Raw genomic sequence first — 12,527 nt, 5'->3', positions numbered from 1 at the left:
GAATTCATGTAGGACCCTTTATTTAGTAAGCGTATTAAACCTATGTATACAGTAGTCAAGCGCATGGAGGTGTCGGCCGCCCACAGCCTGTGCCTCTCTTATCCCAGCAAATGTGAGAATCTGCACGGTCACAACTGGATTATCACCGTCTGGTGCCGTTCGCGCGAATTGAACCGGGACGGCATGGTGGTCGACTTTACCCACATCAAGCAGGCGGTGATGGACCGTCTCGACCACAAGAATCTGAACGAAGTCATCCCCTGCAACCCGACGGCCGAGAACATTGCCCGTTGGGTGTGCGACCAGATACCCACCTGCTTCAAGGTGGAAGTGCAGGAGTCCGAAGGCAACACGGCTATTTATGAGAAAGATTAACGAAATATTCTACAGTCTGCAGGGCGAGGGTTTCCACACGGGGACTCCTGCCGTATTCGTGCGCTTCTCGGGGTGCAATCTGAAATGCCCTTTCTGCGACACGCACCACGAGGACGGCGTGCTGATGACCGATGAGGCCATCCTGGCCGAAGTGCGGAAATATCCGGCCCGCATGGTGATACTGACCGGCGGCGAGCCTTCGCTCTGGATTGACGGGGCGTTCGTGGACCTGCTCCATCGGGCAGGGAAGTACGTCTGCATCGAGACCAACGGTACCCGCCCCCTGCCGGAAGGCATCGACTGGGTGACCTGTTCGCCCAAGAGGGGAGGCGCGTTGCAGCTGGCCCGCATGGACGAAGTGAAGGTGGTGTACGAGGGTCAGGACCTGGCGCCCTACGAGCAGCTGCCTGCCGCACACTTTTTCCTCCAGCCCTGTTCATGCCTGAATACGGCCGAGACGGTGGCCTGCGTACTGGCCCATCCGCGCTGGCGGCTCAGTCTGCAAACGCATAAACTGATCAACATACAATAGAAACATCTAATCATTCAATCTGATGAACCCCATGAAAGTAGGTTTGTTTATTCCATGCTATATCAACGCCATCTATCCGCAAGTGGGGGTGGCGTCCTACAAGCTGCTGAAGAGCCTGGGAGTAGACGTGGACTATCCGCTGGACCAGACGTGCTGCGGACAGCCCATGGCCAACGCGGGCTTCGAAGGCGAAGCTACCAAGCTGGCCCTCCGCTTCGACGACTTGTTCAAGGATTACGACTACGTGGTAGGCCCCTCGGCCAGCTGCGTGGCCTTTGTGAAGCTGAACCATCCGGATATCCTGAAGCACGAAGGACACGTGTGCCAAAGTGCAGGAAAAATTTACGACCTCTGTGAATTTATCCACGACGTAGTGAAGCCGTCCGGCCTGAAAGCGCGTTTTCCCCACAAGGTGAGCATCCACAACAGTTGCCACGGAGTGCGCGAACTGAACCTGTCTTCGCCCAGCGAGCGCAACATCCCGTACTACAACAAGCTGCGCAACCTCCTGGGGATGGTGAAGGACATCGAAGTGTTCGAACCTTCCCATCCGGACGAGTGTTGCGGCTTCGGCGGCATGTTTGCCGTAGAAGAGCAGGCCGTGTCGGTCTGCATGGCCCAGGATAAGATCAGACACCACATGGAGACGGGGGCCGAGTACATCACCGGTGCCGACAGCTCCTGCCTGATGCACATGCAGGGCGTCATCGACCGTGAGCACCTGCCCATCAAAACCATTCATATTGTAGAAATATTAGCTTCACAACTATGAGTACCAAGCATTCAAAAGCTGCCGAGAAGTTCCTCCAGAACAAGGAACAGGTGGCATGGCACAACGAGACCCTCTGGATGGTCCGTGCCAAGCGCGACAAGATGAGCCGGGAGCTGCCCGAGTGGGAAGACCTGCGCGAGAAGGCTTGCCAGCTGAAACTATACTCCAACAGCCATCTGGAAGAGCTGCTGGTTGATTTTGAGGAAAATGCTACGGCCAATGGTGCCATTGTGCATTGGGCCAAAGATGCGGAGGAATACCGCAACATCATCTACGACCTGCTGCGCAGCCACGGCGTCAAGCGCTTTGTCAAGAGCAAATCCATGCTTTCCGAAGAGTGCGAACTGGATCCCTTCCTGATATCCAAGGGTATCGATACGGTAGAAACCGACCTGGGCGAACGCATCCTGCAGCTGATGCACCTGCCGCCCAGCCACGTGGTACTGCCGGCCATACACATCAAGCGCCAGCAGGTGGGCGAACTGTTTGAGAAGGAGATGGGAGCCGAGAAGGGTAATTACGACCCTACCTATCTGACCCATGTGGCCCGCAAGAACCTGCGCGACATTTTCCTGAACGCCGATGCGGCCATGACCGGAGCCAACTTTGCCGTGGCTTCGACGGGTGACGTGGTGGTGTGTACCAACGAGGGCAATGCCGACATGGGCATGTCCTGCCCCAAGCTGAACATTTCGGCGTTCGGGCTGGAGAAAATCGTGCCCGACCTGGAGGCGTTGGGCGTCTTTACCCGTCTGCTGGCCCGTTCGGGTACGGGGCAGCCCAGCACGACGTATACGTCCCATTTCCGTTCCCCGCGTCCGGGAGGCGAGTACCACATCATTATTGTGGACAATGGTCGTAGCGACATGCTGGCCAATACCGACCACATCCGTCTGCTGAACTGCATCCGTTGCGGAGCCTGCATGAACACCTGCCCGGTCTATCGGCGGAGCGGCGGATATTCCTATACCTATTTCATTCCCGGTCCTATCGGCATCAATCTGGGTATGGCTCATGATCCGCATAAGTATTATGACAATCTTTCGGCCTGTTCGCTCTGCCTTTCCTGCTCCAACGTTTGTCCGGCAAAGGTCGATTTGGGTGAGCAGATTTACAAGCGGCGCCAGGGACTGAAGGCCATCGGCAAGGCCAGCAGTGAGAAGCAGTACATGTCCGGCGGTATGAAGTTCCTGATGGAGCGTCCGGCCTTGTTCAACGCGGCGCTGTGGGCGGCTCCGATGGTGAACGGCCTGCCCCGCTTCATGAAGTACAACGGCCTGAACGAATGGGGCAAGGGACGTGAACTGCCCAAGTTTGCTTCGGAGTCGTTCAACGAAATGTGGAAGAAAAACAAAGTACAGGGAAAGGAGGACCAGAAGAAATGAGCAATCGTGACGAAATATTGGACAAGATACGTCGGAATACGAAGCAGCGCTTCGACTATCCCCGTTGGGAGATAAAGGCTACGACCTATGCCGACAAGGTGAAACAGTTTTGTGAGGTCAGCCGCCAGGTAGGTGGTGACGCGATGGTGTGGCAGGAAGGTGAAACGTTGGACGACATCATCCGTTCCCGTTTTCCCGAGGCGCGCAGCATTGCTTCGACCCTGTCGGAAGTGACCTGCACCACACTGAACCCCGATGAAGTGGAGCGTGCGCAGGACTTGAACGGAGTGGATCTGGCCGTGGTGTCGGGAGAAATGGGAGTGGCCGAGAATGGGGCTGTCTGGATTCCGCAAACGGTTAAGCACAAATTGCTTTATTTCATAGCGGAGGCGTTGCTGATTGTGGTAGACCGCAACCGGCTGGTCAACAACATGCACGAGGCTTATGCCGCCTTGAAGGAGGCTTCCTATCCTTATGGTGTATTTATCTCGGGCCCCTCGAAGACGGCCGATATCGAGCAGGCACTGGTGATGGGCGCCCATGGAGCACGCAAGGTACTGGTAGTGTTGAAGTGACGGTACATGTAGAAATAGAAAAATCCGATATCCTTTCGAGGAATACCGGATTTTTTTGTGTGGCACGGGAAGAGAGGCTCGAACTCCCGACACTCGGTTTTGGAGACCGATGCTCTACCAACTGAGCTATTCCCGTGTTTGCGGCTGCAAAGGTAGTGGAAAGTTTTGATTCCGCAAGCCTTTACCGCTTTATTTTCTGTGTGACGCAGAGATTATAGCATCTGCAGGTCCTGGTACATGACCTGATAGGCAGCCGCCTTCTTGTCCAGGGCCAGCGGGTAGGCGCGCGATGAGGAGGGCATGCGGTAGAGGCGCAAGGGACGTCCTTCGAAAACGAATTCGGTGAAGTCGCCCACCTTGGGAGCCGTGAGAGCGAAGGTCCGGCAGAGGGTTTCCGTTGCTTTCTCGCCGGTGGTGACGATGGCTTGGCATTGGGACAGCTTTTCGAGCAGAGCGCGGACATCGGTCGGCTGGACCACTTCCAGAAACTTGTCGGAGGCATTGTCCTGCAATCGTCGGACGGCAGTTGCCGTGTCGTAGAGGGCAATGCCTTTTTCCTGAAGGAAAGCAATGAGTTCGTCCTTGGAAAAGGCCCTTTTCCCCTTGACAACGAAGTGCTCCTTGTCGCCGAAGAAGATGAGGCCTACAATGCGCCACATGTCGTTGTTCCAGTTGGGGTAGTAGAACTCCATGCTCCACCGTTTGCGTTGGGGAGGAAAGCTGCCCAACATCAGCAGGCGGGCGTTGGCCGGCAGGAAGGGTTCCAGCGGATGCTGTTCGATCTCCATGATACGGCCTATTTCTTCTCTTCGTGGTTTTTATGCTTGGCTTCTTTTTTGGCCAGCATGACGACGTTGTAGACATACTCCGTCATCCATTGCTCCGAGTAGCCCAAGCGTTCCTTGTACTGGCGTACGGAAGCGGCGGTCTTGTGGACGTCGTCCTTCTTCCACACGGTCTTGGTGCAGACGTCGTGTACGGTCTTTTCGGTCATGGTTCTCAGGGCACCTTTGAAGATGGACGGCATGCGGAATTTCCATTGCATCAGGTTGCCCATCAGCATCATCAGGTCGTTGGAGAAGCCCTGGTACATGAAGAGGTAGGCCTGCACGTCGTTTTGGGTGCGGCAATGTTTCTTGATGGAGGCGTCGATTTCCTTGAAGAAGTTTTCGCTCAGTCCGTAGTCCTGCATCAGCATCTTCTTGGAGGCGGTCTTCTCGCCTTGGCCCAGTCGTCCGCCTTGGGTAGGTATCTTGAACAAGCGCTTGAAGGTGGCTACATCAGGCACGAAGCGTATGTTGGTGATGCCCAGGTTGGAGGCTATTACGGACTGGAAATAGACACGCGTCAGCAACACGAAGTCTTCCACGTTCTTCGAGGAGTTTTCTCCTGCGTTCTTCTTGAACAGATTGGCAAATATTCCCATATATCTTAGTTATGTATGATTTTTTCAGTTGTGGCGCAAATTTACGAAATAAGTAGGTTTACGCCAATATTGTAAGGGGCTTATTTCTCAACTTTCTTCTTCCAGCACTCCAGGTCGTCTTCCAGTCCCTCCAGCCGGTCGCTGGTAAAGACGGGGTCCTTGATGCCGTTCCGCTTCTGCATGCGGTAGTCTTCGAGCAATCGGAAGGCATATTTCCCCAGCAGGGTGATGGCTGTCAGGTTGCAGAGGGTCATCAGTCCCATGGTGATGTCGGCCAGTCCCCAGGCAACGTCCAGCGTCGTAAGGGCGCCGAACAGCACCATGCCGCCTACCAGCAGGCGGTAGACGGTCAGGATCCACTTCCGGCGGGTGAGATAGCGTACGTTGGCTTCTCCATAATAATAGTTGCCCAAGATGCTGCTGAAAGCAAAAAAGAAGAGCGCGATGGCCACGAAAATGCCTCCCGAGGGACCGATTTCGTTGGTCAGGGCATGTTGGGTGAGCTGAACGCCATTGGTCGAACCGTCCAGAGGTGCTCCGCTGAACAGGATGATGAAGGCCGTGCAGGTGCAGATGATCAATGTGTCGGTGAATACGCCCAGTGTCTGGATAAGTCCTTGTTTGACGGGGTGGGTAACGTTGGCGGTAGCGGCCACGTTCGGAGCGGAACCCATACCGGCTTCGTTGCTGAAGAGCCCGCGCTTGATGCCTTGCATCAGCGCCATGCCTACGCCTCCCCCCAGCGCCTGCTCCCAACCGAAGGCATGGCCGACAATCAGGGCAATGACGGCGGGAAGTTCTGTGATGTTCATCAGGACGATTGCGAGTGCAAGCGCTACGTAGCCCAATGCCATGACGGGAACGAGGATGCTGCTGACCTTGGCAATGCGCTGTACGCCGCCGAAGATGATGAGGAGGGTCAACAGGGTGATGATGCCTCCCGTAAGGCTATGGCTGACGCCAAAAGCGTTTTCGAAAGCTGCACACAGTGTGTTGCTCTGTACCGAATTGAAGGCAAAGCCGAAGGTCACGGTAATCAGTACGGCAAAGAGGGCGCCCATCCAGGGTTGCTTCAAACCTTTCTTCATGTAGTAGGCCGGTCCTCCCACAAACGAGTCTTTGCCTTTTTCCTTGTAAAGCTGGGCCAGGGTAGACTCGACAAACGAACTGGAGGCTCCGAACAGGGCGATAACCCACATCCAGAAGACGGCTCCCGGCCCGCCTATGGCAATGGCGGTGGCAACACCCGCCAGGTTTCCTGTGCCTACACGGCTGGCTATCGAGATGGCGAATGCCTGGAAAGACGAAATGTGCTTGGTGCCGTTGTTGCTCCCCGTGGAGTCGGCCAGCAGGCGTATCATTTCCTTGACCATGCGGAACTGGACAAAGCGGGTTTTCAGCGTGAACCAGACGGCGCATCCCAGCAGGAGGGCGATGAGAAGATAGGTCCAAAGGATGTCGTTGATAAAGTTGATTGCTTGCATAAGGGTTGTGTGGTGAGGTGATTTATTTTTTCAGGCGGAAATGAAACTTGTGCCCTTCGAAAACGGTTTCTACGATGCCGTATCGGATGAATTTGGCCAGCAGATGTTCGGCGGCACGTCGTGAAAGCCGGGCCAGCCGGCAATATCGGTTCAGCGACAGGCGGTCGTTCTGTTCCAACAGGTCGAGCAGCAGTTGTTCTCGTTCAGTGTATTCCATCAATTCTCCGCGGGGGCTTTCCTGTTGTTGCCACACACGCAGGTGTACGGGAGTGGCCAGGATGTTTTCGTCCTTGATGCGGAGGTAGGCCAGCAGCTTGCCGCTTTCGTCTTTGGCATATACGGGCTTCCGGTCGCTTTCATTGATTTGTGCCAGCAGGACCGTTCTTCCCTCCACCTGATAGGTATAGGTTTGTACTTCCATGGGGGGAGAGCAGTACATCTGCGCAGCCGCTTCGATCATATAGACTTCTTCGTCGGAGCGTACTCCGGCAATTTTCCCGTTGTCCTTGACGCCAATCAGCAGCCGTCCGCCATCGGTATTGGCAAAAGCCGACAAAGTCTTGGCAATCTTGCGGGCATCCGAAATTTCGAATTTGAAGTCCTGTTGCTGGTGTTCTCCTTCGTCAATGAGCGCATGTATATATTCAGTGTCAGTGAGAGTCTTCATGGCTGCAAAAGTAGGGAAAAAACGCCGATTATTCATTTTTTATCATAAAATTGCGTTTTAGATAAAAAAAAATATCCTTTTTGTGTTTTTATTTCGCGAAAGAATGTATTTTTGCCGTACATTATTAACAAAGTAAATAAAAAGGGATTATGAAAGAATTAGTAGAGAAGGTTGCTGAATTATATGCAGCATTCGAGAAAGATGCGAAAGCACAAGTTGAAAATGGTAACAAAGCTGCCGGTACTCGTGCACGCAAGGCTTCGTTGGAAATTGAAAAGGCTATGAAGGCTTTCCGTAAAGCATCTTTGGAAGCTGCCAAATAAGATAGCAGAGTGAAAAGTAAAAAAGAAGGTGGACGTGCCGGAAAGGCATGTCCACCTTCTTTTTTATAAGGAAGTTTGTTGAAACGCCTGATAAACTTCTTCCCAATGGTTGCAGAAGTCTGACATGGAAGAAAAAAGCAGGTTGGCGCCGGCGTCAAGCAGTACTTGTCCGTCCAAGGGGCCGGTATTGACTGCTATGGTGAAAATTCCTGCGGCTGCTCCTGCCTGCACTCCGATAGGGGCATTCTCTACGACGATGGCTTCGTTGGCTGCCACGTGTGCCTTTTCCAATCCCATCAGGTAGGGTTCGGGGTTGGGTTTGCCATATTTGACATCGAATGCCGTGACCATGTGGGCACAGTCGAATGTCCCTGGATAGCTGTGCTCCAGCCTGTCCAGTAGGGAGGTTTGGCCCGAACCGGTGACCAGTACAGGAGTCAGGTGGGCTGCCTTGACTTTCTGCATCAGTTCCCATGCTCCCGGCATGCGTTTGGGCTCGGGATTCTTGTTGAACTCCCGACTCTTCTCCTCATAAATCTCTTGAATCATTTCGGGAGTGGCATCCTTGCCAAACTGCCTCTGGTAAACGAGGTTGATGGTGTCTGCACCGGTGCGCCCTTCGTGCAGGAAGGCTTCTTCGCGGCTCAAGTGAAGGCCATGGCGTTCCATCACCGTGTGCCAGGCATCGGCATGATAGGGCATGGAGTCGAAGAGCACGCCATCCATGTCGAACAATACAGCCTTGAGGCGGACACAAGAATGCCCGCTACCTTGAAGATAGCGGGCCATGGATTCGTGAATGGAATTCATGTGGTTACAGTCTTGCGCGGATCGCTTTGGATTCAGCTTCGTAGCCCGGCTTGTTGAGCAGGGCAAACATATTCTTCTTGTAAGCCTCTACACCCGGCTGGTTGAAGGCATTGACACCCAGCAAGTAACCGCTGATGCCGCAAGCCTTTTCAAAGAAGTAGAGCAGGCCGCCGATGCATTCCTCAGTCAGTGCGGGTACAGAGATGCGCATGTTGGGTACGCCACCGTCTACGTGAGCCAGCTGAGTGCCCAGTTCGGCCATTTTGTTGACTTCATCCACGCGTTTGCCGGCCAGGAAGTTCAAACCGTCCAGGTTTTCGTCATCGCTGGGTACTACCAGCTTGTGAGTAGGTTGTTCAACGGAGATAACCGTTTCGTAGATGGTACGTTCGCCTTCCTGAATCCATTGTCCCATGGAGTGGAGGTCGGTCGAGAAATCTACGGCTGCGGGGAAGATACCTTTGCCTTCCTTGCCTTCGGATTCGCCATAGAGCTGTTTCCACCATTCGTTGACGTAGTGGAGTTTGGGGTTGAAGTTGACCAGAATTTCGATCTTCTTGCCATTCTTGTAGAGCTCGTTGCGGGTAGCGGCATACAGGGCGGCAGGATTTTGTTCGAAAGGAACGTCTGCACCGCAGGCTTTTTCCATTTCAACGGCACCGGCCACCAGTTTGTCGATATCGAATCCGGCTACGGCGATAGGCAGCAAGCCTACCGGAGTCAGTACGGAGAAACGTCCGCCCACGTTGTCGGGGATGATGAACGACTTGTAGCCTTCCTTGTCGGCCGTAACGCGTGCAGCGCCTTTCTTGGCGTCGGTGATGGCTACAATGACTTTTTGGGCTGTTTCCTTGCCACGCTGGTCTTCGCATTGCTTTTTCAGCAGACGGAAGGCGAGGGCGGTTTCGGTAGTCGTACCCGATTTGGAGATATTGATGACGCCGAATTTCTTGCCTTTCAGGTATTCGGTCAGTTCATATAAATAATCCTCGCCGATGTTGTGTCCGGCAAAAAGGATGGTAGGCGCATTTTTCTTTTCCTGCAACCATACGAAGCTGTTGGACAGGGCTTCGATGACGGCGCGTGCACCGAGGTAGCTTCCACCGATGCCGGCTACAACTACGACTTCGCAATTGTCACGCAATACTTGGGCGGTAGCCTTCAAGTCGTCCAGGTGTTCTTTGGTGATGGAAGAAGGCAGGTGCAGCCATCCCAAGAAATCGCTGCCTTTGCAGGTACCGTTTTCGAGTGCTTCCTGTGCTTCTTTTACCTTGGCTTCGTAAGCTGAGATGCTTTCTTTGGAGATGAATCCAAAGGTTTTTTCGATGTTTAAACTAATCATATTCCTTATTAATTTAAAAAGTTATTTCTGTGTCTGTCTTTTATTCGACGTCCGAATTATCTGAAAGAGTCGGTCAGTAGCTTGATTTCGATCATGGGAGATATCCGTTCGTACAAGATGTTGTAGACGGCGTCTACAATCGGCATGTTGACGTGGTAGTGCTTGTTGATTTCCTTGATACACTTGGTGCCGTAATAGCCTTCAGCGATCATTTCCATTTCAATCTGTGCGCTTTTTACTGAATATCCCTTTCCTATCATGGTGCCGAAGGTACGGTTGCGGCTGAAGTTGGAATACCCCGTTACCAGCAAGTCGCCCAGATAGGCCGATTCGTTGACATTGCGGTCCAGGGGATGAACGGTTTGTAGAAAACGGTTCATCTCTTGTATGGCGTTCGAAATGAGTACGGCCTGGAAGTTATCTCCATACTTCAGCCCGTTGCAGATGCCGGCCGCGATGGCATATACGTTTTTCAGGACCGAACCATACTCAATGCCAACCACGTCGTTGCTTACGGATGTCTTGATGTACGAGCAGCTGAGCTGGCGGGCAAAGATAGAGGCCTTGTCAATGTCGGGGCAGGCGATAGTAAGGTAAGAAAGACGCTCCAGCGCTACTTCTTCAGCATGGCAGGGACCTGCCACGACGGCGATATTCTCGGCCGGTACCCCATATTCTTTGGTGAAGTATTCGGACACAATCAGGTTGTCGTCGGGCACGATGCCTTTGATGGCCGTGATGATGAACTTGTCCTTGATTTTGGTCTTCAGCTTCTTCAAGTGCGACTTGAGATAGGGAGACGGAGTGACGAATATCAGCGTATCGGAAGCCTTCACTACATCGTTGATGTTGGAGCTGAAATTGATACGCTTGGTGTCGAATTTGACGCCCGTCAGATAGGCGGGGTTATGGCCCAGCCGTTTGAAGTCGGCAATGCGGTCGTCGCGCCGCATGTACCAATTGATCGACTCGGCTTGGTTGAGCACCATTTTGGCAATGGCTGTCGCCCAACTACCTCCGCCCATGATGGCTATCTTTCCGGGAACTTTCATTTCTGTTCGGTTAGTTCTTCAATTTTTCTATCCATCCGGCCACGTCGTTGACGCTTGGATTGGTCAGTTCCAACTTATATTTCTTGTTGATGCCACAGATATCCATGTGAAGTTTCTGAGGATTGACTTCCGCCATGTCGCTCACCTGGTTATAGCCGGCTTTCTGAATGACGGGTACCCATGCTTCGGGGATGCCGAGTTCGATATATTTGGCCGGTGCGTCTTTGGGAGCCACCTTTTCGGGACGCATCTGCGGGAAGAGCAGTATTTCCTGGATATAGGATTTGCCTGTCATCAGCATGACCAGACGGTCGATACCGATACCGATACCCGATGTGGGAGGCATACCGTATTGCAAGGCTTTCAAGAAGTCCTGGTCGATGAACATGGCTTCGTCGTCGCCCTTTTCGCTCAGGCGCAGCTGCTCCTTGAAGCGCTCTTCCTGGTCGATGGGGTCGTTCAGCTCGCTATAGGCATTGGCCAGTTCCTTGCCGTTCACCATCAGCTCGAAGCGTTCGGTCAGGCCCGGCTTGCTGCGGTGCATCTTGGTCAGCGGACTCATTTCGACGGGGTAGTCGGTGATGAAGGTCGGCTGGATGAAGGTCCCTTCGCAGAATTCTCCGAAGATTTCATCAATGAGCTTGCCCTTGCCCATGGTGTCGTCGATTTCCATCTTCAGTTCCTTGCAAATCTGGCGGATTTCCTCTTCGCTCTTGCCGTTGAGGTCGTAGCCGGTCTTTTCCTTGATGGCATCGAGGATGGGCAGACGGCGGTAGGGAGCTTTGAAGCTGATTGTCTTGCCGTCGATGACGGTTTCGCTACAACCGTTTACGGCGATGCAGATACGCTCCAGCAGCTTTTCTGTGAAACTCATCATCCAGTTATAGTCCTTATACTGTACATAGAGCTCCATGCAGGTGAATTCGGGGTTGTGTGTGCGGTCCATACCCTCGTTGCGGAAGTTCTTTCCAATTTCGTATACACCTTCGAATCCGCCTACGATGAGTCTCTTCAGGTACAGCTCGGTGGCGATACGCAGGTACAGGTCGATGTCCAGCGAATTGTGGTGGGTGATGAACGGACGGGCGCTTGCACCGCCGGGGATAGATTGGAGGATGGGTGTCTCCACTTCGGTATAGCCGGCTTCGTCGAGGGCGGCACGCATGGTCGAGATGACTTTGGTGCGTTTCAGGAACGTTTCCTTGACGCCGTCGTTCACGATGAGGTCTACGTACCGTTGGCGGTAGCGGAGTTCAGGATCTTCGAACGAGTCGTAAGCCACTCCGTCCTTGTATTTCACGATGGGCAGGGGCTTGAGGCTCTTGGCGAGTACAGTCAGTTTCTTGGCATGAACGCTGATTTCACCCATCTGGGTGCGGAAGACAAAGCCTTCGATGCCGATGAAGTCGCCCAGGTCGAGCAAACGTTTGAACACGGTGGTGTACATGTCCTTGTTTTCATCGGGACAGATGTCATCGCGGGTGATGTATACCTGGATACGTCCTTTGGAGTCCTGCAATTCGATGAAAGAGGCTTTCCCCATGATACGACGGCTCATCATACGTCCGGCGATGGACACCTGGCGCGGTTCGTCGTCGTCCTTGAATTCGGCTTTTATGTCGGTAGAGAAAGCGTTGGTTACATACTCTGCTGCGGGATAGGGGTCGATGCCCATCGCGCGAAGTTCATTCATGCTGTTGCGGCGAATGATTTCCTGTTCACTTAGTTCTAAAACGTTCATATCGTTAAAATTCACTCAATTTGGGTACAAAAATACGAAACAT

14 protein-coding genes and 1 tRNA gene are annotated in these 12,527 nt (G+C 53.3%); 6 read left to right on the top strand and 9 right to left on the bottom strand.

Translation table 11 applies throughout. From position 1 onward, the window contains the following. Positions 1-42 precede the first annotated feature (42 nt). The 5 genes from queD to BQ7483_RS01370 are packed head-to-tail and all read left to right on the top strand — an operon-like array spanning position 43 to position 3,639. Positions 43-375: a 6-carboxytetrahydropterin synthase QueD gene (gene queD / locus BQ7483_RS01390; RefSeq protein ID WP_022021147.1), complete on the top strand. Its 333-nt coding sequence runs from the start codon at positions 43-45 to the stop codon at positions 373-375. After that, positions 362-907 carry a 7-carboxy-7-deazaguanine synthase QueE gene (locus BQ7483_RS01385; RefSeq protein WP_072544576.1) on the top strand — a complete coding sequence of 182 codons (546 nt, stop codon included), beginning with the start codon at positions 362-364 and terminating at the stop codon, positions 905-907. The genes queD and BQ7483_RS01385 overlap by 14 nt, the downstream gene beginning before the upstream one ends. A 31-nt stretch (positions 908-938) precedes the next feature. Beyond that, entirely contained in the window at positions 939-1,679 is a 741-nt protein-coding gene (locus BQ7483_RS01380; protein ID WP_072544670.1) for a (Fe-S)-binding protein, read from the top strand. After that, complete coding sequence (locus tag BQ7483_RS01375) at positions 1,676-3,064, top strand: lactate utilization protein B (protein ID WP_072544575.1); 1,389 nt, start codon at positions 1,676-1,678, stop codon at positions 3,062-3,064. The genes BQ7483_RS01380 and BQ7483_RS01375 overlap by 4 nt, the downstream gene beginning before the upstream one ends. After that, the gene (locus BQ7483_RS01370) at positions 3,061-3,639 is read left to right on the top strand and encodes a LutC/YkgG family protein (protein ID WP_072544574.1); all 579 of its coding nucleotides are present in this window, start codon (positions 3,061-3,063) and stop codon (positions 3,637-3,639) included. Before BQ7483_RS01375 ends, BQ7483_RS01370 begins: the two co-directional genes overlap by 4 nt. A gap of 60 nt (positions 3,640-3,699) precedes the next feature. Here BQ7483_RS01370 and BQ7483_RS01365 read toward each other — a convergent pair. The 5 genes from BQ7483_RS01365 to BQ7483_RS01345 form a co-directional block, all read right to left on the bottom strand. Beyond that, positions 3,700-3,775 (bottom strand) — tRNA-Trp (locus BQ7483_RS01365). Positions 3,776-3,851: 76 nt separating this feature from the next. Continuing rightward, entirely contained in the window at positions 3,852-4,427 is a 576-nt protein-coding gene (locus BQ7483_RS01360; RefSeq protein ID WP_072544573.1) for a uracil-DNA glycosylase family protein, read from the bottom strand. A gap of 8 nt (positions 4,428-4,435) precedes the next feature. After that, a complete protein-coding gene (locus tag BQ7483_RS01355) occupies positions 4,436-5,065 on the bottom strand; it encodes a hypothetical protein (RefSeq protein WP_072544572.1) in 630 nt (209 codons plus the stop codon). 80 nt (positions 5,066-5,145) lie between these two features. Further along, positions 5,146-6,549, bottom strand: a complete 1,404-nt coding sequence (locus tag BQ7483_RS01350; RefSeq protein ID WP_072544571.1) for an alanine/glycine:cation symporter family protein — start codon at positions 6,547-6,549, stop codon at positions 5,146-5,148. Positions 6,550-6,571: 22 nt separating this feature from the next. Beyond that, on the bottom strand, positions 6,572-7,216 hold the full coding sequence (locus tag BQ7483_RS01345) for an AlbA family DNA-binding domain-containing protein (RefSeq protein ID WP_072544570.1): 645 nt from the start codon (positions 7,214-7,216) through the stop codon (positions 6,572-6,574). A gap of 149 nt (positions 7,217-7,365) precedes the next feature. On the opposite strand from BQ7483_RS01345, the gene BQ7483_RS01340 reads away from it, so the two are divergent. Then, complete coding sequence (locus tag BQ7483_RS01340) at positions 7,366-7,539, top strand: hypothetical protein (protein WP_022021156.1); 174 nt, start codon at positions 7,366-7,368, stop codon at positions 7,537-7,539. A gap of 63 nt (positions 7,540-7,602) precedes the next feature. On the opposite strand, the gene BQ7483_RS01335 is transcribed toward BQ7483_RS01340, so the two are convergent. Genes BQ7483_RS01335 through lysS form a run of 4 tightly spaced genes read right to left on the bottom strand, consistent with a single transcriptional unit; the run spans position 7,603 to position 12,484 of the window. After that, positions 7,603-8,349 carry an inorganic diphosphatase gene (locus tag BQ7483_RS01335; RefSeq protein WP_072544569.1) on the bottom strand — a complete coding sequence of 249 codons (747 nt, stop codon included), beginning with the start codon at positions 8,347-8,349 and terminating at the stop codon, positions 7,603-7,605. Positions 8,350-8,353: 4 nt separating this feature from the next. After that, positions 8,354-9,691: a glucose-6-phosphate isomerase gene (locus BQ7483_RS01330; protein WP_022021158.1), complete on the bottom strand. Its 1,338-nt coding sequence runs from the start codon at positions 9,689-9,691 to the stop codon at positions 8,354-8,356. Between the two features lie 56 nt (positions 9,692-9,747). Continuing rightward, positions 9,748-10,743, bottom strand: a complete 996-nt coding sequence (locus tag BQ7483_RS01325; protein ID WP_022021159.1) for an NAD(P)H-dependent glycerol-3-phosphate dehydrogenase — start codon at positions 10,741-10,743, stop codon at positions 9,748-9,750. A 10-nt stretch (positions 10,744-10,753) separates the two neighbouring features. Beyond that, the gene (gene lysS, locus BQ7483_RS01320; RefSeq protein WP_022021160.1) at positions 10,754-12,484 is read right to left on the bottom strand and encodes a lysine--tRNA ligase; all 1,731 of its coding nucleotides are present in this window, start codon (positions 12,482-12,484) and stop codon (positions 10,754-10,756) included. Between the last annotated feature and the right edge of the window lie 43 nt (positions 12,485-12,527).

This window comes from Mediterranea massiliensis (assembly GCF_900128475.1).
In the GTDB taxonomy this organism is placed as follows: Bacteria; Bacteroidota; Bacteroidia; order Bacteroidales; family Bacteroidaceae; genus Bacteroides; species Bacteroides massiliensis_E.
This window is presented reverse-complemented; position numbering and strand designations above follow the sequence as displayed.